This window comes from Methanosarcina sp. MTP4 (genome assembly GCF_000970045.1).
Classification (GTDB): domain Archaea; phylum Halobacteriota; class Methanosarcinia; order Methanosarcinales; family Methanosarcinaceae; genus MTP4.
The window spans coordinates 1,216,415-1,243,280 of sequence record NZ_CP009505.1; the positions used below are offsets into that span (position 1 = coordinate 1,216,415).

At 40.2% G+C, this 26,866-nt stretch carries 9 protein-coding genes; 7 read left to right on the top strand and 2 right to left on the bottom strand.

What is annotated here, in order from left to right; genetic code table 11:
* Positions 1-6: 6 nt before the first annotated feature.
* Complete coding sequence (locus MSMTP_RS05255) at positions 7-432, bottom strand: DUF86 domain-containing protein (protein ID WP_048178129.1); 426 nt, start codon at positions 430-432, stop codon at positions 7-9.
* Positions 416-880: a nucleotidyltransferase domain-containing protein gene (locus tag MSMTP_RS05260; RefSeq protein ID WP_048178130.1), complete on the bottom strand. Its 465-nt coding sequence runs from the start codon at positions 878-880 to the stop codon at positions 416-418. The genes MSMTP_RS05255 and MSMTP_RS05260 overlap by 17 nt, the downstream gene beginning before the upstream one ends.
* 87 nt (positions 881-967) lie before the next feature.
* On the opposite strand from MSMTP_RS05260, the gene fpoO reads away from it, so the two are divergent.
* The 7 genes from fpoO (at position 968) to MSMTP_RS17870 (ending at position 26,794) form a co-directional block, all read left to right on the top strand.
* Entirely contained in the window at positions 968-1,297 is a 330-nt protein-coding gene (gene fpoO / locus MSMTP_RS05265; protein WP_255351035.1) for a F420H2 dehydrogenase subunit FpoO, read from the top strand.
* Positions 1,298-2,189: 892 nt separating this feature from the next.
* Positions 2,190-2,924 (top strand): hypothetical protein, encoded by a 735-nt coding sequence (locus tag MSMTP_RS05270; RefSeq protein ID WP_197076144.1) that lies wholly within the window; start codon positions 2,190-2,192, stop codon positions 2,922-2,924.
* A 12-nt stretch (positions 2,925-2,936) separates the two neighbouring features.
* Positions 2,937-7,511: a DUF11 domain-containing protein gene (locus MSMTP_RS05275; protein ID WP_048178132.1), complete on the top strand. Its 4,575-nt coding sequence runs from the start codon at positions 2,937-2,939 to the stop codon at positions 7,509-7,511.
* Positions 7,512-7,862: 351 nt separating this feature from the next.
* Positions 7,863-8,705 (top strand): hypothetical protein, encoded by an 843-nt coding sequence (locus tag MSMTP_RS05280; RefSeq protein WP_048178133.1) that lies wholly within the window; start codon positions 7,863-7,865, stop codon positions 8,703-8,705.
* Between the two features lie 363 nt (positions 8,706-9,068).
* Positions 9,069-9,629: a PEF-CTERM sorting domain-containing protein gene (locus MSMTP_RS05285; RefSeq protein ID WP_048178134.1), complete on the top strand. Its 561-nt coding sequence runs from the start codon at positions 9,069-9,071 to the stop codon at positions 9,627-9,629.
* Positions 9,630-10,866: 1,237 nt separating this feature from the next.
* Positions 10,867-23,127, top strand: a complete 12,261-nt coding sequence (locus MSMTP_RS05290) for a CARDB domain-containing protein (protein WP_048178135.1) — start codon at positions 10,867-10,869, stop codon at positions 23,125-23,127.
* A 568-nt stretch (positions 23,128-23,695) separates the two neighbouring features.
* Positions 23,696-26,794, top strand: a complete 3,099-nt coding sequence (locus MSMTP_RS17870; protein WP_052718286.1) for a PKD domain-containing protein — start codon at positions 23,696-23,698, stop codon at positions 26,792-26,794.
* The last annotated feature ends 72 nt before the right edge of the window (positions 26,795-26,866 follow it).

Genomic DNA, 26,866 nt, shown 5'->3' on the forward strand with positions numbered 1-26,866 from the left:
TAAGCTTTATTCTGTAAGTTTCTCTGCGTATTCTGCAGCGTAAAAGGCAAATGTATCAAAGTCGTCCAGGTTTTCAGCAAGCATTTTTTTTAAGACGTCAAGGTCCACTTCCTCATATATATGAACCAGAACATTTCTGAACCCTGCTGCAAAAGCGAATTCCTCTGAGAATTCGTTAGGGATTATTTCGTGCCTGCCAAGAATCCGGAATACAGTCCTGTAGTCTTCAGGCCTTTCAAATCCCTCTTTTGAGATGATGATTTCTCCGATGTCAATGGCACATTCAATTGCCAGTTGGAAATTTCTCTCGACCGCGGAGCGCTTTTCATAATTGCTTTCAAGGTCCGTGCTTTCGAGATCTATTGATTTCAGGTAGTCCACACAGCGCTGCATAAAGTTTAGCTTTCTATATATCTTATCTGCTGCTGACATTCGGAATACCTCTCTTCTCCCTGATTCGTTTCAGCAATTCCCTGTTTAAAAAGTCTTCATGGTGCTTTCTGTCCAGGTATCTGGACATGACACGCTGCTCCACGTCCAGTTTCAGGTCTTCATTTCTAACGAATAACGGCACATTGGGCTTTATTGCCTCAAAGTTAATAACAGGTGCAGCATCGTTCATCACCAGAAGGTCTACGTAATCGGTTTTGAGGAGGGTTGCAAGCTCTCCCATTAATTCCAGGCGCTTTTCTATCCTTTCTCCTTTCGTAAGTTTGCCGGAAAGATACACAGCTATATCAATATCACTTAACGGCCCTTCTGTGCCTTCGGCTGTCGAACCGAAGAGATATGCAAGTTCCACATATTCCCTTGCCTTAAAAAATTCAGGGAGCACGGTACATAGAGCCTCTTTCCCGACCTTCTGTATTTTAAAGCCCATTGCATTTTTCTCTATGCCCTATTCTTTCAAATACATTATGTTGTAGGCAGGATCGATGTGGAAGATTGTGATCTATGAGGACGCGGAATCCCCAACGTTAACCCGGTGAGGGTCTGCCATTCCCTCCTCAAATTTGCCTACCCCGAAGGAGTCTGGACAGGCCTCTGCGAGAACTGTCTCGAATCCACCGACAAAACCCGCGTAAAAGTGGAAAAAGAAGAACTTGCAGGCACCCCCGGCAAATGCAAGCTCTGCGGCTCAAAAACCGACCTCTACCCCGTAGAGCTCCGTATCCCCAACTTCTCAAAAGGCGTTGTAACCGAAAACACAATGCTCTGCAAGAAGTGCCTGGATGCAGCCGGTGAAAGCTACGTGAAGTTCAAAAGAGAACAGGCGCATGGGCACAGGCATCATTAAGTGAGGTTTAAGCTGCTTTTTTAAGCGGCTTTTCTTTTTTCTTTTTGATTGTACTTGCTTTTTGTGATATTCTCAAGGTCGCAGACACCAAACTTATGATAGGAATAAGCCTGTTCATTTAGATTTCTTTCATCATAACGTGACGATTTTTTGGCCTGCCAAAATTAGCGCCAACTCGAGGAATTTGATTCTTTTTGGGATACGCCTTCAAGATCTGTTGAACTCGATGAATTGAGATCTTCTACTTGCTTTCGGCAGGTGGCTTGCATATTATGAATGATTTTTCCCGATTCCGTTTTTTGCCTTATTTCAGGAATCACATCCAATCTCTATAGGTTCCATACACATGCTCTTACTTATATATTAACCGAGATTCCAAGTATATGTAAACGTTATCATATGATTTCAGTTAGAGATTGTTTATACAAAAACGTCATCAAGAAAAATGTCTAAATTATTATGTCGACCTGCTGAATATAAGCTTCTAGATTTCAACTACATTGCGGGTATTTTTCCTTCTTTCCTTTTGACAATGATCCACTTAATCTTCTGACGTTAAGTTTCACAATAAATGATGATTTCCAGCAAAGTAGTTAATTCAAAATCATTTCGAGATAAAAGTACGGCTCTTATTTTCCTATCAATGCGAAATTTTGACCTGATGTTATCATTTATTTTAATTTTGGGGTCATATTCTTCTCTTTAATAATATATTGGCAAGTAATTAATAAATTTAGAATATTTTTTATATATGTTTCTACGTACGTTTTTTACTGTCTTTATTTTTGAATACAATAAAATCGGTGGGATATTCTTGAAAACTCGCGTAAGTCTCCCTTTCAGCTCCCTAATGTTTTTTTTGCTTATTGGATTCATATTGATAAGTGGTTGCTTGGAAGATGAAACGGTAAATCTAGATACCCTTAATCTATCTGACATCCCTGAAGTTTTCAGTGACGATGTTTTGATAGTTATTGGGGATAACGTTTCGGAATTGGAAAAAAGAGTAGCTGAAGATGTTGAATCTTATTTTGAAGACACATTCAGCGTTGAACCCACAATAAAAAGTTATTTGGATGTAAGTTATGAAGATAAAGTGAAAAACAACCTGATTGTAATCGGAACTCCGCAAAGCAATGGGATGTTATTGGAGATATATGGTTTAACAGATGCCGTTCCCGTCACTGATACCTTTCCAGGAAAAAGAAGAGGCATTTTGGAAATTTTGAGTAATCCCTGGAATGAAAAAAAATCCCTACTTCTGATTCAAGGGAATGATGATTTTGGAGTCAAAGCTGGCTATCTGGAGTTATTGAGAAGTAAAGAATATAACGAAGACAGAAAAATTACCAGCACTTTAATAGAAATAACGAAATGTAAGGAATCTTCTCCAATTTTTGTAATTCTGCCTGTTACAATACCAATAGAGGATAATGAAGAAATTTTGGAACTAATCGAAGCATGTACTAACAAAGATTTTTTCAATGTGGGAAAAGAGCCCATGAATATTACTCTTGAAGGAAATGAATGGATAATATCTGAGGTAAACCCTTCGTTGGGTCATCCTACCTGGGAAATAACTATCAATAAAACTACAGGCAAAACAGAATGTTCTTTGTATTTTTAAGGGGTATTTGCAATGAAAATATCACAAAAGGTAAAGAAAATTTTTGGGTACTTTTTATTAATTTCTCTTTTGCTATGCATGGTACCTGGAGCCGTAGCTGAAGAAGAAATAGGAGAAAGAGCAGTTTTTACTGTCCACTGGGAGACTCCAAGTTGTCCTGTAGGCTATCCCTGTGAAACAAAACCTCTTGTTTATGCAAATCAATTTGTCAATATATCAGGTGCTGTCAAAAATGTTGGTGATGTATCTTTAACAAATTGTAAAATTACAGTCGCTGTAAAAGACAGCAGTGATAACAGCATTGTGTACTACGCTATTAAAGAGAATACTACTGATCTTGATGTATTTGAAGTCAAAAATTTCACAGAAATTGTCTCCAATGAAGACTGGCTTAAATGGAACACCGGAATAAATACGGGTCAATACCATGTCTGGGGTGAACTGGAAGTTGGAGGCGAAACAAAAGAAGGATGGACCTCTTCCTTTGAAGTTGGGAATGAAGAAAGAGTAGCTTTCCAAAACTTCAGGACGGAAAATATTTCTTATCAGAAAAATCAAATCGTTAACTTAAACGAAAGTGCAAGTTTGCTTAACGTAGGGAATCAAGAAATAAGCGGAAATTTAGTAACAAAAATCTGGAAATATGATAACACAACCAAAACATGGGACAAGAACTTCGATGTGGTAAAAACAAGTTATATTTCTTTGAATCCTGGAGAGAGTTATAATCTTAAAGATTATTGGCCTGGTTGGTCTACAAATACGTACTCAGATGGAACATATAAAGTGTACATGGCTATTATCGATGGCACTGGAAAAGTGAAGGATCAACTGGTTGGAACCAGATCTATTGGAAAAATGGAGATCACATTACCTTGCGTAACTGTTGATAAATATGTAGACCCCGTGGATGTTAGTTGTGGAGATGTGCAGACAAAGGTGTCTCTGATAGTGGGATCTAGCGGTTGCTCTGTAAGAGATTCTGGAACTTTTGTGATAGGAGAAAATAATACCGTATCTGAACTTGACATTGTTTTCGTTGTGGATACATCTGGAAGCATGTATAACGAATGGAATGATTTGTGTAGCATAATGGGTGACATCGTCAATCAGTTATCTGATGACACTCATGTTACATACAAAATATATGGGCTCGGCAGGAATTATAAATGTTCAGATGATTATCTTGCTATGCATAGCGAGAGTTGGGGGCCGGGAACTGAATACGTCGCCAAAAATTACCCATGGAGAGCTGGTGCGACCAGGGTAATATTCCCGATATCTGATGAAGGTCCATATGCAGGTGGAACATCTTACTCAACTACAATGAGCCTTGCAGATGATGAGTCGGTGCAAAAAGCGATCGATGCATGTAAGGAGAATTCTGTAATAGTTTATCCTATGTATGGAGACAATTCCGGAATTGAATATGTAATAATCCAGATGCAAAAGTTGGCTGATGGTACGGGAGGCGAAATAGCTTATTGGAGAGATATAGAAACTGCTAAAAAATCAATAACATGCAATCTTTTCAAAGAAATAAAAATTGCAGGTAAAAATGTTCTCCTTACAGAAAACATAATAGATAAACAGGGCTCTTCAGAACCTGATTGGAATTCTTTCAAGTTTGACGGTAGCTCAATACCCCAGAGTGAGTTGAAGATAGTATCTTCTGGTGGCATAAAGAGCGTTACTTTTGATAATAGCTATGATAAAAACTATCTTGATTTGACTTCAATAAGCTCTAACCCTCTCGAGAGAAAGACCATTTCGTATGAAGTTACTCTTCCAAATGTACTTTCTGGAGAAAAAAGAGATATTACTGAAAAAGGTTCCTTCACCTATGAAGATGCATTTTCAGGTGTCAGAACCTCCCCTATAGAGATCCCGGTTGCTTTTGTTCAGGCAAGTTCTGAAGCAGATGTTCTGGTAGTAGTGGATCCATTAAGGTTGAAAGAGGTTTACGATGTAAATGAAGTAGACAGTTTAATGAATAATTTAAAAAGTTATTGTTTAAACAACAATGGTGTGCTTTATAACCTATCTGTCTATCGGCTAGAGTGGGAAAGTGACCATGGAGACGCCTATAATGGGATTTATAACCTGCCTGATCTTGAATGTACGGAGAATGGAAGATGGCAGTGGAACGGTTGGCCTCAATATGCAAGTGGTATAATGCATACTCTTGCTATCGATAGAAAAGTAGACCATGTGCTTCTTGTTGGTTCGGATATCATTATACCTTACCACAGAATAAGTAGTCCAAGTTCTGAGCTTGGTTATCGATATACTACGCAAGGTATTCATGATATCTTATGGAGCGACATGCCATATAGTGATTTAAATGGTGATGATTGGCCTGACATTTCGATTTCAAGATTGATTGGGACTCCTTCTATTATGGCTTCTACTCTGATTCAGGCCTCTACGCAGTATAAAACAGAGAATGTAACTGTTGTAAGCTGTGCGTTGGGCTTGTCTGAAACTAAACAAGTTGCGAATTTACTCAACACTAGTTGGGGATTTGAAAATGACAGTGTGTATAGATATTATGAAGAAAAAGATGACATAGCAGATATTACTGCGGGGAGATTAACATTCCTGAATAGGTTAGATGAGGAAAACACTCTGATTTACACTGTGTGTCATGGTAATAATTTTAGAGATCCTGGGTTTGATATTCATAGATTCAGTGATCATACTACCTTCGAGCCTTATAAGAAGATAATAAGAGCTGATGAGGTACTTTTATCCGAGACTCATCCTTTCTTTGCTACAATAGCTTGTCATGGAGGTTCGACATATTCTGATGATTCTCCTGATACTAATATGCCACTTTCATTTTTAGACGAAGGAGCGACAGGCTATTTGGGTTCGACTGGAGGTACTCCTTACGCTGGTAATGATTTTTTTGATGGATTTTTTGATATACTAAAGAAAAATAGCACAGGGAAAAGTGTTCTCATGGCAAAGAGAAAGATGCTTTTTGCCAATAACGATCCTCACCATCAAATGGTAGCTAAAGAGATGCATCTTTATGGAATCCCTACCTATGAAGTTTACGTTCCAAATGATCCGCCGGGTCCCTGCGGGTATGAACTCCAAAAAACAGTTAACGGTGATATCTCTATGAAGATATTTATTACCTCCTACAATAAGCAAAAAATAACTACAGCAGAGGGGGACCGTGAATTAATAACAATACCTGGCGCTGATACCGTTTCACGTCATGGGGAATACATAGTACCAGAGATAGTTGAAGTAATCACTTTACCTTCAGGACTTGATATTAATAATTTGATAAATCAGTTCAACTATGATTCGGAGATATTGGACAATATTATGCTACCTGTGGCAAATTTGGGTTCCATATCAGAGATTGATAGTGGTTATTCTGGGGAAGAGCTAAATTTATCTGAGCTATATCCTATCAAGACTGTTGAATACGAAGTTGTAAATGAAGTAAATGGCAACAAAACTGTCGTCTTTAGAATATTCCCATTACAATACAATGAAAGTGCACATGAAGCATATCTTTACAAAAATATAACCTTTGGTTATTCAACAAAAACTGAGCCTCCAAAACCACTGGTTGACCTTTCTGTGGCGAAGAGTGCTTCTGAAACATCACTGGTTGCTGGAGAATCTACTACCGTTTTCACAGAGATAAGGAATAGTGGAGATGTAGACGCAGTAAACTTAGTTATAACAGAGAGTTTACCAGAGGGATTCTACGCTTCATTAATTTCTGATAATGGTGTGTATGATGTTTCAACGAATTGTGTTATGTGGGAAATGGATAATCTAAGTTGTGAAGGTTTAGAAAACTTCAAAATTTTAAATTATGAGTTGCATACTCCTCTCTCTGCAGGAACTTATAAGATTGAAACAGCAGTTGAATACAGTAGTGAGAGTGGAATTGTTTATCCAGATAAAATGAAGGGTATAACTCTTAACTTAGTATGCCCGGTCATCCCTGACAATGTACCTCCGACAATTACCTGTGATTTGTTCCCTGCTAACACCTCGGCAGGCTCTACCATTGAAATCGGTGTAAATGCCACGGACAACGTTGGAGTCACAGAAGTAACAGCAGGCGATACCCAGCTCACAAAAACAGAAGACATCTGGCAGGGCAGCATAATCGCTCCTTCGTCGGTCGGTGACTATTCCCTGTCGATAACAGCAAGTGACGCCGCCGGCAACACCGCTGAAACTTCAGTCCCGTATCACGTTGTTCTGCTTGAAGGTGGAGCTGACATAGCTGTTTCACCAAGAGCCAGCAGTGTAGTAGCAGGAAATAACGTTTCCGTGGGTATCAAAGTGAAAAACACCCAGAACATCGACGACATCTTCAAAATCCGGATAAACGTTGATGGCGTACCTGAATCCTACTGGGCAGACCTTTCCGGCTTCGGCTGGACTGAAACGGATGTGCAGCTAAGAGCAGGAGAGGAAAGGACATTTCCGCTTGAGGTGGAGGTGCCTGCAGGCACTTCTGCGGGTTACAGGCTCTTTAAGGTGACTGTGGACTCCGGGACCTCGTCGGTTTACGGGTTTGACACAGGTTACCTCATAGTCTCATGAGGTGCTGAGTTGTCCTTTCCACAGCAGCGAGTGATTGAAATACTTTCTCTTGCTGTTTGTCAGGAAACAAAAACGTAAAGATTTGGAAAATGTTTGAAATTTGCTAAAGGTTTGAATCTCCGGTCTGGAGATTTAAACCTCCGGATCTTTTTATCTGAGTTCTTCAGGTCCCGGTGTTTTTATTCCTTTTTTTAATTCTTTTGGGACTATTTTGCCAACCTTTCGTAAGTATGTTTGATTTTCTTTTTGCTGGCAAATATATTTGCCGAGTTACATAAATACATTTATAAGTCCTTCTCCTATACTTTCTTAAAAATATACTGTTATGAGTACGAATTGAAGTGGGAATCTATGAAAGCAAAAGCGAAATTCCTGTTGATATCGGTTTTATTTTTCTCTCTGGTTTTGTCAGGTTGCGTAAGTCCTTCTCAGCCTGAAGAATCTGCCGCTGCTGGGGCAGAAAGTGAGCCTGGACAGCAGGGTGCTTCTTCCGGTTCTTTCGCCGAAGGAGAAGGTGTTTCGGAGAGCATGCCAGATGCAGGGGATAGTTCGGTTCCGGATATTAATTCAGAGTCCGGTGAAACGTCTTCCCTTATTCGTTCGGTTACCCTGTTCCCGGCTAACGCTATGCCCGGAGCTTCTATAAATGTTAGTGTGGAAGCAGCTTCAGGGGTTGAAAAAGTCGAGATAGCAGGCGAGGACGTCGGGCTTGTAAATGAAAATGGGATCTGGAAGGGAAGCATAATTGCTCCTTCAGAGGCCGGAGCTTATGTCCTGGAGATAACTGCCGGGGATGGTTCCGGAGGCTGTGCCGAAGCTTCAGTTCCTTACAGGGTGCTCTTGCTTGAGGGCGGAGCGGATATAACTGTCTTCCCGAGGGCGAATAACGTTACTGCAGGAGAGGAGATCCTGGTAAATATCAGGGTCAAAAATACCCAGAACGTTGATGATATTTTCAGGGTCTACCTTGATGCCACTGGCAGTGAAGTCCCGGCTGGTTCACAGGCAGAACCCGGCTGGTTTGAGTGGAGTGAAAAAACAGTGGAGCTGAGGGCCGGGCAGGATGTTTCGCTTCCTCTTAATATCAGGATCTCGGAGGGAATAAGTCCGGGGTACAGGCTCTTTTCTGCAAAAGTTGTATCTGAAACTTCAGAGTTATATGGTTTTGATACCGGATATCTGCTGGTGAGTTAAAACAGTTGTTTAAATGGATTCTATTTCACCTTATTACTTTTTTTATTAATTTGCCTTTCAGCTCCATGCAAGCCAGCATTTTGTTCAGTTTTACTTTTAATAATTTATTGTATAGTACTCTTTGTAATTTATTGCCTTTTATGTCATTACTATTTACACAAATTATATAATATATATTTTTCTATTGTATCGAATGCTATCTATTTTTTCTATTTAACTTCTAAAAAAGGAGGGACATTTAGAATAGTTTATTATGTACTAATTTTATCAGTAAATAGCCCTTATCCCCTAATTTATTCTCGATGTCTTCAGTTTATTCAAGCTTTGTGCTATCATTTGTAGCCTTTAATTTGAGGTGGTGTTGTGGTAAAAATAAAAAATTTGTTTTTCGGAATCCTTATTTTGTTTTTGATGGTAAATACGTGTTCTGCCGGATTTTCATTATTAGTAAGTCCTGTAGATAATATATATGTTGTGAGTCCCGGAGAGTCAATAAGTTACAATGTAATTGTAAATGATAGTGGGTTAATTGTAGGTATCCCGGACCTTTCATCTGAAGATGTTTTCTTCTCAATTAATAGGACATCTGAATGTCCTGCTAATATTGATGAAAATTATTGGAGTCCTGATTGGGTTTATACTTTCAATCCTTCAACAGTCACACTAGATGACCCAACTGAATCTGAAATTTCAATTTTAACACTCACAGTCCCCGCTGATGCAGCCCCAGGCTATTATTATCATCCAGTTGAAGCGAAAGTATGGAATGCTATTAATTATTTCTGTGGAGAACCAGGTATAGCCCAAGTATATGTGACTGGTACAGATGTCAATAACATTCCGGAGTTTCCAACCATCGTAGTGCCAGTGATTGCGATTCTCGGTCTGGTGACTATGTTTGGACGTCGAAATAACAAAACCTGATTAATATGAACAGTTATATGTTTTTAGGTTTAAATGTAAATTCTTGAAGACAGTTGTTCTTCATTCTCTATTTGTTTTTGGATACTAATTTTAACTATGGTATCCAAATTTGTTTCCGCGGTAACATTCAGTTAGCACCGCCTTTTGATTTTTCGTTTTTCTTTTCCTTACTCGTTTTCCGATTATACTAAATATATTCAAATGAATAACTTAAATGTCTTTTTTTGAATATTTATTTCAGCCGAATATACGCAGGTTGCTGCGAGGATGAAAATTTCCCCGAGAACCCTTTCCTGGCTTGAGTGGACCGAAAAAACTGTCGTCTCAGAGCCGGGGAAGAAAAATATTCAAGCTTGAGGTTGAAGTGCCTGCAGGATCCACTTCCAGATACAAGCTCTTTAGGGCTAACGTGGACTCCGAGACAATGCCCTCCTGAATTTATTTCCTTGGATATTCCTGAAGTGTCAAACCTTCCGATTATTTTGTCTTGTTGTTTTTTGGTATGTTCTTCTTTCCCAAAAATATACTTCTATTCTGCTATATATATAATTTTTGACCTAAAATAGAAAATGTTATATGGTTCTGGATAAATCCTTCCCAATTCATACTTGAATATTCTAGAGTGTTTCTAACACTGAAAAACGAGTAAAACGGTTTTTTAAATTCATCTATTTATGTGGGTTTTAACCCGCAAACAATTTCACAGAGCAGCAGTATCTGCCAGTTATTTTCAGTGGTCCCTGAGCGTAAGGAAAGAAAAGCCATCTTTTCGATGGTCAGGACAAAATCATCCGATCTCGGGTTCTATGAAAATAAGCGTTGGGGAATGAAAGAATCAAGCTATATTTGAAAATATTTATTGTTCCATATTTGTGGAGTTCGTACCGGCTTTCCCGGCCAATGAAAAAGTTGCTATCGTGCAAAAGGAAACCGGAACTCCCGAATAGCTCCTCATCAGCAGAATAAAATCTGGAGTTGCTGTTGCAATAATTCTTTACATTTAATGGGTCTGTTGTTCGATGCAGGTGTTTGATAGTAGTTTGAAAATACAAGAATGAAGATTTGAGGATCTGAATGGTTAGAGCTTTGAATTTTCTTTCTTCCTTTCGTGAAATTTATTGAAACAAAACTTTGCTAATTACTTAGAATGTCATTATGGTTTATTTCTTGATATTTTTATGATGAGAATACTCAATTCAATAATTTGTGCTGGAGATTTATTCAAGGGGATATAGAAATGAATGGGCCGAGTAAACTAATTTGTATTGGAATGCTTCTCTCTTTTTTGATAATAGGAGTAGGTATCGGATCAGCTGCAACCATCATCAACGGGGACTGGGTTGTAAATGATAATGAAGTGAGAAGCAACGAAGAAATAATCCTGTATGGCAACTTAATTATCCCTGCCGACGCCTCATTAACGCTGGATAATGTTCGGCTTGAGATGAACGGCACATCGGACAGGCAGCGCAGTATAACTGTGCAGCAGTGGGGGAAATTGTATGTTAAAAATGGGTCCAAAATTACAGGGAATTTCTATTATTATTTTGATAATTATGGCTATTTGAATTTACAAAATACTGATATAAATAGAGCCTATTCAATTCATTTTTATGACAGCAGCGATGATTCTTCTGTGATTAATGGCAGTGCAATCACAGATAACAAAGAACGGGGCGTCTACCTTGAATCCGCATCTCCTTCCATTACTAATAACAAGATAACAAGCAGTGTTCAAGGCATATATATCTACAGAAGTTCTGCATTAATTGAAAACAATACCATAAGCAATCAAACTTATGGAATCTATTCAGGAGATAATAACGGAAATTCATTGATCATCAAAAATAATTTAATCTCAAACCACACAAATTCAGGAATTTACTATAACAATAATTACTATGGCGGCAGTGCTCAAATAACAGGCAACTTCATTGAAAATAATTCCCAAAATGGATTATATCTCGGTCGTGCATCAGCAACTCTTGATGATAATCTTATACGCAATAATAAGAATTATGGTATCTCCACTTATAGTGGGAACAACATCATAAACAATTCTATAATTTCCGATAATAACTACGGAATTCGCACTTATTCCGGCAGTAACATAGTTAGCAATTCAACAATAAAAAGTATCTATTATGATTATACTACTTCTTACGGCATTATAAAATCCATAAACAGTACATTTGACAAATCAAAAGTATCTTTTTCCGGCTCGGGGTCATTGCAGGTCTTCTGGTATGATACAGTTCAAGCTAACAGAGATTATTTACCTGTTGTCGGTGCAAATGTTGAAATTTATGATAATGACGGTTTCAAGGAATCTCAGGGAGTAACAGATTCAGATGGGAATATAAAACTGCAGGTTCAGGAATATATACAAACTTCTGCAAAAAAGCTCTATTTTACACCACATTTTATAACAGCATCTAAAGATTCAGAATACGGATCTACTTATTCAAATGTCACTGAAACAAAACAAGATTTTATTGATCTTAGCTCTGAACCCATAATCCAGAATAGTTCGATTTCTAAAAATGGGGATTGGATTATAAATGATACACAATCCTATTCAAATTCAAAAATAATACTTGATGGCAATTTGATTCTCCAGAATGGAGGAGCTCTAACACTCGAGAATGTAACACTTTCAATTCGTTTACTGGGAATTAATGGATATGGCATTAAAATAGAAGACGGTGGCAAATTTTATCTCAATAGTTCTGCTGTGACTACATCATATCCTGAACTTGGCTATTCTTATACCTTCCGTAACTACGGTTACCTGAATGTCCAGAACAGTACTGTAAGTGGAGCATCTTCGATTACTTTTTACGATAGCAGTGACGATTCTTCAGTCATTAATGGTAGTGTAATAAAGGGTAACAAACAACAGGGCATTTACCTTTATTACGCATCTCCTTCCATCTCAAATAACAAGATAACAAACTGTGGTCAAGGCATATACGTCTACAGTAGTTCTGCCTTAATTGAAAACAATACCATAAGCAATCAAACTTATGGAATCTATTCAACATATAATTATGGAAATTCATTGAGCATTACAAACAATGTAATATCAAATCACACCAATTCAGGAATTTACTATAACAATAATTACAATGGCGGCAGTGCTCAAATAACAGGCAACTTCATTGAAAATAATTCCCAAAATGGATTATATCTCGGTCGTGCATCAGCAACTCTTGATGATAATCTTATACGCAATAATAAAAATTATGGTATCTCCACTTATAGTGGGAACAACATCATAAACAATTCTATAATTTCCGGTAACAACTATGGGATTTCTACTTCATATGGCAGTTACATAGTTAGCAATTCAACAATAAACAGCAGTAGTTATGATTACTCTTCTTCCTATAGCGGTACTATAAAATCAATAAACAGCACATTTGACAAATCAAAAGTGGCTCTTTCCAACTCTGGGTTGTTAGAGGTTTACTGGTATGACACTATAGAGGTTCTGAACAACTCAATTCCAGTATCTGAAGTCCTTGTACAGGTATACGGCAGAGATTTGAATAAGGTTTCAGAGGGAACTTCTGATGAAAATGGAAAGGTTACTTTTACCATAAGGGAATATTCCCAAAGCTCCACTACAAAAACAGATGCAAACCCACATGTTATCAAGGCAAGCAAACAGGGTTTCCCTGATGGTTCAATAGAATCTAACATTACAGAATCAAAGAATGACATTATAGAGATGGGGCAGGGAGAATTTACTTCTGAGCTTCCTTTAACTATCAATGGTGACTGGATTATAAACGACACACAATCATATGCAGACAAAACGATATATCTTGAAGGAAATCTGATTGTCCAGGACGGCGGCTCTTTAACACTTGATAACGTAACTTTTTTGATACAACTTTTAGGGTCTGAACAATATGGGATCAATGTTCAGAAAGGCGGAGAGTTGAATCTTATAAATTCCTTCTTGTCGCCAGCTTATACGGAACTCGGGTTTTATTATCCATTCGATGTATACGGCCTCCTGAATATGGATAATAGTACTGTAAAAATGGCAACGTCAATATTATTTGATAGTTTGAGTGATGATAACTCCACAATAATTAACAGCAAGATACTTAGAAACGAAGACTACGGATTGTACATAAAATCTAATCCGAGAATTTCAGGTAATCTCCTGCAGTACAATGGAAATGGTATAAGAATTTATTATTCAAGTATTAATGTCAGTGACACAATAGTTGAAAGATCCTCTAATTATGATTATTATATCTACAGGAATTCCGGAATAAACTCTATAAATACATCTTTTGATGAGTCTAAAGTCTATTTCTATGATTCCAGTAGCATACTCGATTATTCCTGGTATCTTGATGTCAAGACCGTTGATGCCAATGGAAATCCCATTTCAAATGCAAATATTTCTGTAAATGATTTTACAGGTACACAGATACTCAACGGTTCAACTAATGCTGAAGGACTGGTTGAAAATATTGTTGTCAAAGAATACAGGAAAACAAGAGATTCCAATACAAATTATAATCCGCATCAGATTTCAGCAATTTTCGATAATGTTACTGCTCAAACATCAGTTGATGTGGATTCAAATAAAGAAGTTAAATTGTCTTTAAACGTAAATCAGCCCCTGAAGGTTACTGTTCTTGAACCTGCAAACAACTCCATCTTTGTGCAGGATGACCCTGTATCCTTCAATGCGCTTGGATTTGATCCTGTAGACGGTATCCTTATGGGCTCGGCAATAAACTGGACATCCAGCCTGGACGGGTTTATCGGTGCCGGAGAATCATTCACTTCTTTGGACCTCGCTCTGGGGGTCCACCAGATAACCACAAAAGCAACAAGCAGCAGGGGTATGTCTGTTGAGGACTCTGTTAATATACAGATAATCGGGCGTTCAGATCTCACCATCGATGGCATAAATTGGAGCCCGACTAAGATAAATGAAGGCGAGATTGTAACCTTCAATGCAAGCATACGAAACATCGGGGACGGGTACACGCTCTCTCCGTTTTATGTGAGGTTCCTTGCCGATAATCAATACATCGGGCAGAAGCGGATTGAGAGACTAAACGCCAGTGAATCAATAGTTATTACCCAGGAATGGACTGCCACAGCTTATGCAGAAAATGTCACTGTTGTTGTAGACTATTACGATCATGTCAAAGAGCTGGACGAAACAAACAACAGGTTTACCGTTTCCCTCTCTGAAGTTGAACAGGCAGATCTGATTGTTTCAAATCTTACATGGATGCCAGAAACGTTTTATGATGGGACTCCGGTTACCTTTAAAGCCGAAATACGAAATATAGGGGTCGGGAATGCTTCCAGGTCGTTTGATGTTGGCTTCTATATTAATGAAAGTAAAATTGGCACTGTTACGGTAGATGACGGACTTCCAGTGGGAGAAATAAGGACGGTTTCGACAGAATGGGTTGCCGTTCCGGGTATTTATGTTTTAAATGTAAAAGTTGATGATGCGAATGGAATACTTGAATCCAATGAGTCTAATAATCTAGGATCAGCCATTCTACCTCCGATCTATCAACCGGAACTCGTAATTTCAAATATCACTGTTCCATCCCTAATTGATGATGGGGATACTATCGTCCTCAATGCTACGGTTGAGAACGCTGGACTTAACAGCACGGAAAACTGGTTTGGAGTACGGTTCTACCTCGATGGGAATGATATCGGTTATGCAGTTATTGATGGGCTGGTGGCTGGTGGATACGAAACCGTTTCAAAAAGCTGGACTGCTGTGCCCGGGAATCACACTCTGACAGTTACAGCGGATGCGGGTGGCTGGTACGCTTATCCATATAATGCAAATGGTCCAAGAGTGGAAGAGTCAAACGAAACAAACAACAATCTGACTCAGGCCCTTCCAGAGATCAAAAGATCCGACATAACCGTTTCCAGCCTTACATGGAACCCTTCAAACTTCAGTGATGGAGAGATTGTAACATTCAATGCCAGCATTCAAAATGAAGGATTTGGAAGTACCTCCAAAAGGTTCCATGTCCAATTCCTGATCGATGGGGTTTCGATTGCCTATAGACAGCTTGATGGCCTGGCTTCAGGATCTCATGAATTCATTTCCCAAACCTGGGCTGCAGTACCTGGAGAACATACGATACAGGTAGTAGCAGATTCTGCTAATGAAGTAAGCGAATCAGATGAAACTGATAATTCCCTGGAATTGGTTCTTCCAGAGGTCGAGCAGTCTGATTTGATAGTATCCAACTTTACATGGACGCCTGAAACCTTTTCAACAGGGGACTCCGTTACTTTCAATGCTTATATCGAAAATATTGGGAATGGAACTACGCTGAGACCTTTCAATACAGGTTTTACTATTGATGAAAACTTAGTTGGTATAAAAACAGTCTATGGTTTATTAACTGGTGAATCTGTAAAGATTTCTCAGGTATGGACCGCAACATCCGGAGATCACAATGTCAGTGTAAAAGTGGATTATTCCGGGCAGATAAAAGAATCTAATGAGAGCAATAACCTGCTGCTAACAAATCTTTCCTACATTGAAGAAAAATACCTTTTACTTGTAAGCAGTGACAGCCAGAGTTATGCCGAAAACGGTACTGCTGTATTCACTGCAAAAGCATCCAGTCTGGCTTCTCCCAACGTTTACCTGACGGATAGCGATGTAAATTTGACTCTAAGCGTTCTGGATGAAAACAATAATATTCTATACACCGGTCCGATGAGCTATACAAGCTCCGGGTTCACTTCAAATGTGGACCTGACCGGTTACCCGAAAGGAAGTTACAGTGCCAGAGTCACGTTAAGGGATATTAATGGATTAACTGCCGAAAAGACAATTTCATTCAAGATCGTAGAAAATTTCAGCGTATCCATCTCAACAGACAAATCAATTTATGACAGGAAAGAAGTCGTGCATATCACCGGCAGAGCGCAATATGAAGATGGGAGTCCTGTTGCCAATACGCCGGCTGTTCTGACCATAAAATTGAAAGGTTATACACGGACTTACAGCCTTGTAACGGATTCCAATGGATATTTCTCATATTATTTCCAGCCCGGAACCAGTGAAGCTGGGAATTTCACTGCCAAAATCAGCGTGAATTCTGATAGGCTCTGGATAAGCGCAGAGACTTCTTTTGATATGTACGGGCTTTACATGAGTCCTTCCGGTACCATAGACTATGAAATGTCTGAAAATTCATCTGAGAACATCACATTTTCCCTCAGGAATTACGGAGAAATAGATCTGCACGGTGTAACTGTCCGGCTTGACGGAGACGCAGTAACCGGGGTAGAAACTCAGCTGGTACAGCTGCCGCCTGAAACCCTTGCTGCCGGAGCTCAGGGGACGTTTAAAGTAAAAATCAGCTCTGCAAATGTGGATGTCTCCCAGGCAAATTACGTAGTTTCAGTTACTACCGATGAAGGCAGTTATGAAGAAGCTGAATTATTTGTCCACCTGGTCGATGCCAGACCTGCTGCCATTGTCAACCCGACATCGATAATAGCTGGAATGAACCCCAACAATACCCTGGTCAAAACTGTCAGTATCTCCAATGCCGGATACGAATCCATGAATGATATTAACATTTCAACGCCAGCTCTTGATTGGGTTTCCGTAAGTTCTGCAAATCTCGGGAGCATTTCCCCGGGCACGAACAAATCTTTCAGTATTTTCCTCCACCCGAGCAACGAAACTGCTGCAGGAGTTTACCAGGAAACAATTACCATCTCCAGCAGCAACCATCAGCCTGTAAACATATACCTGAAAATTTCAATCACTTCTTCCGAAAAGGGAGACCTGATGTTCCATGTTGTGAATGATATTGGACAGAACATTTCCGGAGCATCAATTGCAATCCAGAACCCGGCTGTCCTTACACAGGTATTCCAGGGCACCACAGATGAAAACGGATATTATCTCTTCGAGGATGTTTCAGTCGGTACGTATAATTATTTCGTAAAAGCGTCCGACCATGCACCAGTAAGTGGTTCTTCAACAGTTTCTCCTGAAATACAGACCCTTGTAGAACCTGTACTCTCCAAAGACATCCTCGGAGTAGAACTCACTGTAACTCCAGTACAGATAGAAGATGATTATGATATCCAGCTGGACCTTACATTTGAAACCGAGGTACCTCCACCTCTGTTGATTCCTCACCCTATGTATCTCAGGTACGGAGTAAACTTCTCTGATCCTGTATACGAAAACGACAACAACATCATAATTTCAAACCCCGGGCTTGTTTCGGTTTTCAACGTGACGGTGGATTCGTCCTCTCTGCAGGGAGTGAACATAACTTTCCCAACCGTACACAGCTTCTTTGTCGATGAACTCAAAGCTCAGAGTTCCATCACAATCCCCTATCATTTAAATGCCACTTATGTTTCCTGCGGCGGGGAATCGTACCGAAACAGTATCAGAATCCGGGGAGATTATCTTACCTTTGAGGCAAACAGTGACGTAACCAGGAAAGTGTACCTTTCGTCAGAGCTTCCTGTTTTTGTCTACATGTATAACTGCCCGGTTAGTTCCGAACCGGTCATCGATGTAATAGAAGAACATTTCAGACATGATTACAATAGTCCAGGAGGAAGCTATTCCTCAGGCAACTATGGTGGTGACTCAATTCCTCAGGTAGTGGAAACAGTTCGTGAGAGGGTCAAATTCTACATCTCCCAGGAAGCCACTCTCGAAAGAGATGCATTTGCTGCCAGCCTCGAACTGACAAATAAATTGACTGACCAAAACATCGAAAGTGTAAATGTAAACCTTGAGATAAAGGATTCAGAGGGAAACGACGCCTCGAATCTATTCTTCGTTAACCTGACATCCCTGAGCAGCATCAGTTCTATCGACGGCAGTGGGGTTATAAGTCCTCTAGCAGTTTCAAACGCAGACTGGTTGTTAGTACCCGAGAAAAATGCAGGAGGTACCAATCCCGAAGGCAAGGATTACACAGTTCAGGCATTCATAGGCTATACCGTAGATGGTGTCCCCTTCAGCATAAACAGCACAGAAGAAAGTATTACTGTGATGCCGCAGCCACTATTGGATCTGACCTACATAATTCCCGGTGAAGTCAAAGCAAATACACCCTTCAACATCACGTTGAATGTTACTAACGTGGGATACGGTACTGCAAAGAACCTTAAACTCGACAGCGCCCAGCCTGTGATCTACGAAAATAAAGCAGGATTGCTGGTCTCCTTCGAACTCATCGGCAGTGGACTTGTGGACGGGCCTGAGACGGATTCGTTACTTATAGACTTCGGAGACGTGGCACCCGAAGAGAGCAAAGAAGCTTACTGGGTAATGACATCAAGCCTTGATGGGGAATTTACCGAGTTTAAGGGGTCTTTCAGCCACAGTAATGCTCTGGGTGGGGCTGAGACTTCGCTGATTAATAGTATCAAGTGTATTATTCCAGGTTCAGTCCATAACATAAACAAGGGCAGTAGCTTTGCTTCGATCCAGGCAGCTATCGATGATGCCGATTCCGGGAATGAATTGCATGTAGATAGTGGGGTTTATTATGAGGATGTAATTATTAACAAACAAATAATTTTAAGAGGCATCAACATTGACACTGGTAAACCCATAATAAATGCTTGTTGGGAGAAAAATGCGGTTACAATTTCTGCTGATGGTGTTATCCTTGATGGTTTTGTCGTTACTGGAGCTGGAAAAAAAGCTGTAGAGGTATTATCGGATGGTAATATTATTGTCAACAATAATATTAGCTCCAATATGCAATGGGGGATTTACCTCAGTTCTAACAACAACGAAATTACGAATAATATCATTAATAACAATTATTATGGAATTTACTTATCGTCTTCCAGCAATAATAGAGTTTATAACAATAGATTAATTGAAAATGATATGAGTGCTTTTGATGATAGTTTAAACCAATGGGACAATGGGATTATAGGAAATTACTACTCAGAAACTACTGAAATGGATTATGACCTCAACGGTATTATGGATACTGATTATGACGGTATTTGCGATGATCCTTACCCGATAGCAGGAGGGGACAGTTTAGATAATTATCCTCTATACCTCCCCCAGCCTAACAAACCACCGATTGTATCTTTTAGTTATACTCCCGAAGGTCTAATTCTCATCGATCAGGAAGTAACTTTTGATGCTACCGCATCTTATGATCCATATGGTCCTTATGATGGTGGTGAAATTGTTTCATACAATTGGGACTTTGGAGACGGCTCTACTGGTACAGAATCCATAATTAGTCATACCTACTCAATGTTAGGCGACTATGAAGTGAATCTTACATTAACTGACGAAGATGGGGCTACCAGTTACTATACTGAAGTGGTTCCGATTTCATCAGTACTTGGAGAAGATATTAAATTTACAGTTAGTGAGACTAAAAAAAGACTTGACAAAATTGAAACTGAAGCTAAATCATCTGCAGAAGACGGGGATTATTTTTCGAGGGAAATGACAGATGATAAAATACAGCGTAATTGGATTATTTTTGAAGGTTTTTTGGAAGCCGGCGGGTTTATGAGTACGAAACTTGCAGAAAGTGAATATCTTGGAGATCCAGATTTTATCAACAATCCACTACGTCATGTTGGTAATACTATTAGATATATTGAAAGTTTTGCCTGGGAAAGCAAATCTGATTTGGCCATTGGATATGCTGGCGAACTTTTAAACATGGTATCTTTTGGCGAACTTTTAAAGGATAATGATGCCCTGCAAAATAACATCGCTTCACCGCTCAGCAAAGCAATAGAGGAATATAAAAATGAACTTGATAACAGTGAGAATGTCGCTTTAAGCAAAATTAGCGATATTCCTGAAAATGAAATAAATATGTATCAACAAGATTTGTCAAAAAAGAGGATTGCAAATCAACTTATGGTCAATTATCTGGAGAAAAATGGAATAATATTACATGAGTCTAAAAAATATAGAGTAGACGATAATTCTGATTTATATAATAGTTTCATGACGATCTATGCTAAATTTGGACTAAAGACAATTGCAACACTGGTTGCTGGTCCAATGGGGGCAGTTGTTGTTGGGGAAACAGCTGTAATTGGGGATGCTGTGGAAAATGAATTCAAAATCGAGCAAGACACTTATATGTATAATCTTGGATTGGGAATAAATCTCGACGCGTACAATAAATCAGAAAAAGTTTATATGAATATAAATAAAGGATTAAAAATAATCGAAAGTGGAAAAAGGCCAGAGATTGCAACTGGTGAAATCGTTTCAATAGGGGAACCTGTGGTACTCGGCGTTGGTGATTTTTTTGGAGTTGAGTACAAAATATTTCCGATAGAGGCATATACTGATGTTACCATTAAAAACAATGGTCCATTCGACACGAGATATGAATTAATCGCTGATTATCAACACTGGTTTTTCAATGTTCCTCTTATAGGAGATATTAGCTGGACACCAGTAATGAGCAATGGTAAATTGAAAATACACGCTGGACGAACTAATACAATTCGTGTGTATCATTTTAAAAATGGAGAAATTGGAGATAAGCCAGAGAAAGGAACCAGAGTTAACTTTGTTATATTTGGGGAAACTGATACTGGAATTTATCCTATTGGAACTGGTGACACTGTATTTGGTACTAAAAGAATAGTAACATCAGGCGATTTATCTGTATCTCAAGAAGTTATAGACAATGCTGAAATATTAACATATCCCATTAGAACTTCAATAAAGACTCCCATAAATAGTAATGTATATTCACTTGAAATATTGGCAGAAAATCCGTTCAAAATACCAATATCAGTCAATTTAAGTCAAGAAATTCCAAGTGATATAACAGTGGTCAGTGTAGATAATGGTACTATAGGTGAAAATGCTATCAACTGGAATTTATACCTTGCACCAGAGGAGTGTCACCATATAGTTGTGACATTTATTTCAAATGGTGAAACAGGAGTCATGGTTGAATTGCCTCAAACAGAATTGAATATCTATGATCCTGTTAATGATAAGACAATTGACTTCCTATCCAATTCAAACAACTTTACAACCCAATTTCCGATTGAGATTCATGCGTATCCGCCAACCAATGCTTCAGTTGGAGAAAATATTATTGTTCCTTTCAAGATCACTAATCTCTTGAGTGACTCACCATATACAGGGAATGTTCTTTTAGAATTGGAAAATTTTGAAGGGGCTGAAGTTTACAACTCAATAATGATGGTTACACTGGCACCAAATGAAACTCAAGAAATCAATATTGAGGCTTCGCCTGAATTAAGCCCTGGAATTTATACTATGAAAGGGATATGGCAAGGAACCAAAGCCAATATGAGCATTTTTACGAGTTATATTTCTATTGATGCTGGTGATGTTTTAGGCACTGTACTTTTGCAAAACCAATATAATAACAATGGAACTGAAGTTAAGTTGGGCAACCATAGTACAACCACAGTGCCTGATGGGAGTTACATATTTGTTGGCATACCTATAGGGAACTATTCATTGACAGCATCCCACCCAGGTTATTCAGATTATAGTGGGGAAGTAACGATTGGTGAGGGGCTTAACACAATACCTCAAATCGTGTTAGAACAAAATAATACTCTATCAAGTATCACCAATCTCCAATCTACTACAGGCAATACCTGGATCAACTGGACTTGGCAGAACCCCCCCGACCCCGACTTCAACCACATCGAAATCTACCTCAACAACATTTTCCAGACCAACATCTCTGTCGAATACTTCAACGCCACCGGTCTGGAGCCCGAAATAGATTATACTATCGGTACGCGCACGGTGGACATTTATGGGAACGTGAATGAGACGTGGGTCAATTTGACTGCAACAACCGAGGCAGAGCCGGTACTTGATGTTGAACCCCCAGTGTTTGAATCGGTAGTTATTTTCCCTGCCAATACTACAGCTGGTGCAACGATTGATATTGAAGTGAATGCCACGGATGACACTGAAGTCTCCAATGTAACAGCAGGCGATACCCAGCTCACAAAAACAGACGGCATCTGGCAGGGCAGCATAACAGCTCCTTCGTCAGTTGGTGACTATTCCCTGTCGATAACATCAAGTGACTCTGCCAGCAACATAGCTGAAACGTCAGTCCCGTATCACGTTGTTCTGCTTGAAGGCGGTGCTGACATCGCTGTTTCACCAAGAGCCAGCAGTGTTGTAGCAGGAAACAACGTTTTCGTAGGAATCAATGTGAAAAACACCCAGACCATTGACGACATATTTAAAGTCCGGATAAACCTTGATGGAGTACCTGAATCCTACTGGGCAGACCTTTCCGGCTTCGGCTGGACTGAAACGGATGTGAAGCTCAGGGCAGGAGAGGAAAGGACATTCCCGCTTGAGGTGGAAGTGCCCGCAGGTACTTCTGCGGGTTACAGGCTCTTTAAGGCGAATTTGGATTCCGGGACCTCGTCGGTTTACGGGTTTGACACAGGTTACCTCATTGTTTCATGAGGTGCTGATTTGAGCTCGTCTGAAGCAGGAGGGATTGAGATCTTATCTCTTTCTGTTTGTCAGGAAGTAAAAACGTGAGGATCTGGTAAAGGTTTAAGTCTCCGGTTCTGGAGATTTGGATCTTTACATATTTTTCCTATTTTTTCTTTTCAGCTTCAAACAGTCTGGTTTTTTATTCATTCTACTCCGACAATTTTTTATTAATTTTGCTCCGTAAAGTTTTACTTTTGGTCCTTAATGTTTGCGGAGCTTTCAATAGGATAAACGGGGACTGTTGTCTCTGTTAACTGTCTTCTTACTCACTTTTGAAAAAGAGGAAAATATAGAATAGTTTATTATTTACCAGTTTCATCAACAGTTTATATTCCCTAATTTATTTCCTATGTTTTCAGTTCATTTTTTTAAGAAGACCAGAAGCTACAGATATCTGTCCCCTTGAATAAAATCCAATGTCCCTTCCCAGCCAGCGTCACTGATGTTCTAAGATCGGCATCAGTATGGGTGCTGATTACGAAAGAGTATCTCTTTCGATGATTTGTAGAGTATTTGATAATGTGGGAGTAAAATTATGAAAATCAGACATCTTGAAAGTTGTTTTTTTTTACTAATATTTGTGCTTTTAGCAGCTGCTTCTCCGGCCCAGGCAGATGTTGAGCCATTTTGCAGCCTGGTTTCGGAACCAAACGTAACATATGTAGAGCCTGGAGATGTGTTTACTGTAACCGTAAGCATAGATCCCCACTCTGTAGAAGTTTGCGGGCTGCAGTACAACGTTTCATTCGATCCGGATGCATTTGAAGTGATGTCCCTGTCTCCGGGACCTTTCCTCTCTCAGGATGGCCAGATGACGTTTATAGTCCCTCCGCAAATAGGTCCTGAAATAGGTGAGGTTCTCTATGCAGAAACAAGGTGTGCACAGACCGGGGTTTCTGAACCAGGCGTCGTTTCAACAATCGAATTCAAGGTAAAGGACCAGTTTTCGTCCCACGGGGTAAAAGAATTCGCCCTCAATGAAGTTATAATTGTAGATTCAAATCTCCTAACTGCTGGTCATGAGCTCAGTAACGGGACAGTTGTTTTGCTGAGCTCTTCCGTTTCGAATTTTACTGCCAATGTTACCGAAGGCGAAGCTCCGTTGATAGTCGGGTTCACCGATACTTCTCTGAACGCTGTTTCGTGGTCATGGGACCTTGACGGTGATGACCTGGTGGATTCTTATGTCAGGAATCCTGAGTATACGTACGCCGAACCCGGTGAATATCTTGTTTCCCTTACCGCAACAAACGAGCTGGGTACCAGCGATACGGTAACAGAAACCATCACTGTTTACGGCGCTCCTGCTGCCGGTTTCACTTCAAGTGTTACCGAAGGCGAAGCTCCGTTGACAGTTGGGTTCACCGACACTTCTACGAACGCTGTTTCGTGGTCCTGGGACCTTGATGGTGACGGTGTAGCAGATTCTGAAATACAGAATCCAGAGTACACATACACTGAACCCGGTGATTATATTGTTTCCCTTGCCGTAGAAAACGAACTCGGTACAAGCGATACAACAACAGAAGCCATCACTGTTTACGGTGTTCCTGTCGCTGATTTCACTTCCAGTGTAATTGAAGGCGAAGCTCCGTTAAAAGTCCTGTTCACCGATGCTTCTACGAATGCTGTTTCCTGGTCCTGGGACTTTGATGGTGTAGCAGATTCTGAACTACAGAATCCAGAGTACACGTACACAGAACCTGGTGATTATATTGTTTCCCTTACCATAGAAAACGAACTCGGTACAAGCGATACGATAACAGAAGCCATCACTGTTTACGGTGTTCCTGTTGTCGGTTTCACTTCAAGTGTTATTGAAGGCGAAGCTCCGTTGACAGTTGGGTTCATCGACACTTCTCTGAACGCTGTTTCCTGGTCCTGGGACCTTGATGGTGATGGGTCTGTGGATTCTTCTGTCCGGAATCCTGAGTACACGTACACCGAACCTGGTGAGTATCTTGTTTCCCTTACCGCAGAAAATGAACTGGGTACCAGCGATAAGGCAACCGAAACCATCACTGTTTACGGTATTCCTGCTGCCGGTTTCACTTCAAGTGTTATTGAAGGCAAAGCTCCGTTGACAGTTGGGTTCATCGACACTTCTCTGAACGCTGTTTCATGGTCCTGGGACCTTGATGGTGATGGGTCTGTGGATTCTTCTGTCCGGAATCCTGAGCACACGTACACCGAACCTGGTGAGTATCTTGTTTCCCTTGCCGCAGAAAATGAACTGGGTACCAGCGATAAGGCAACCGAAACCATCACTGTTTACGGTGTTCCTGTTGCTGATTTCACTTCCAGTGTAATTGAAGGTGAAGTTCCGTTAACAGTCGGGTTCACCGATGCTTCTACAAACGCTGTTTCGTGGTCCTGGGACTTTGACGGTGACGGTGCAGTAGATTCTAATGTTCAGAATCCTGAGTACACGTACACAGAACCTGGTGAATATCTTGTTTACCTTACTGCAGCAAATGAACTGGGTACAAACGATACGACAACAGAAACCATCACTGTTTACAGTATCCTGGTTTCTGATTTTAGCCCCAGTATCACTGAAGGCGAAGTTCCATTAACGGTTGTGTTCACCGATTCTTCTACGAATGCCGTTTCCTGGTCCTGGGACTTTGATGGTGACGGTGAGGTAGATTCTTATGTCCCGAATCCTGAGTACACGTACACCGAACCCGGTGAATATACTGTTTCTCTGAACGTAACAAATGAACTGGGTACCATCGATACCTCAAGAGAATTCATCACTATTTACGGGATCCCTGTTGCCGGTTTCACTGCCAGTGTTGTTGAAGGTGAAAATCCGTTAACAGTTAAGTTCACCGATACTTCTATGAATGCCGTTTCCTGGTCCTGGGACTTTGAAGGTGACGGTTTTGTGGATTCAAATGTCCGGAATCCGGAGTACACGTACACCGAATCCGGCAAGTATACTGTTTCCCTTACCGTAGAAAACGAACCTGGTACCATCGATACGGCAACGCAAACTATAAAGGTTAAAAGTTCTTCGGTTCCTGAGCCTCCTGTAATCAATTCTGTTGATCTGTTTCCCGCCAGCACAACTCCGGGCAATACGGTGGATGTAAGTGTGGATGTCACGGGTAAGGTCGGAGTGATCGAAGTGACTGCAGGTGACGTTTCACTCGCAAAAAAAGACGGCATCTGGAAGGGCAGTATACCTGCTCCTGATGACCTGGGAGATTATTCTCTGTTGATAACAGCAAGAGACGCTGTTGGCAACATCGCCGAAACTTCAGTCCCGTATCACGTTGTCCGGGTCGAGGGCGGTGCTGACATAACCGTGTCACCAAGAGCCAGCGATGTTGTAGCAGGAAACAGCGTTTCCACCGGTATCAAGGTGAAAAACACCCAGAATATTGACGATGTCTTCAAAATCCGGATTAATGTTGATGGAGTACCTGCCTCCTACCTGGCAGACCTTTCCGGCTTCAGTTGGACTGAAACGGATGTTCAGCTCAGGGCAGGTGAGGAAAGGACCTTCCCGCTTGAGGTGGAAGTACCTGCGGGAACTGCTCCGGGTTACAGGCTCTTTAAGGCGAACGTGGACTCTGAGACATCAGCTGTTTACGGGTTTGATACGGGGTATTTAATAGTATCGTGAAAAAGAAAATGAAATCCTATTAGAATGAATTTCGTAGATAGGAAGTTGTGGCTCTTTCACAACTTCTTTTAT

Coding starts and splice junctions, on each gene's coding strand:
- MSMTP_RS05275 (WP_048178132.1), top strand. CDS start 2,937: ATGAAAATATCACAAAAGGTAAAGAAAATTTTTGGGTACTTTTTATTA.
- MSMTP_RS05260 (WP_048178130.1), bottom strand. CDS start 880: ATGGGCTTTAAAATACAGAAGGTCGGGAAAGAGGCTCTATGTACCGTG.
- MSMTP_RS05290 (WP_048178135.1), top strand. CDS start 10,867: ATGAATGGGCCGAGTAAACTAATTTGTATTGGAATGCTTCTCTCTTTT.
- MSMTP_RS05255 (WP_048178129.1), bottom strand. CDS start 432: ATGTCAGCAGCAGATAAGATATATAGAAAGCTAAACTTTATGCAGCGC.
- MSMTP_RS05280 (WP_048178133.1), top strand. CDS start 7,863: ATGAAAGCAAAAGCGAAATTCCTGTTGATATCGGTTTTATTTTTCTCT.
- MSMTP_RS17870 (WP_052718286.1), top strand. CDS start 23,696: ATGAAAATCAGACATCTTGAAAGTTGTTTTTTTTTACTAATATTTGTG.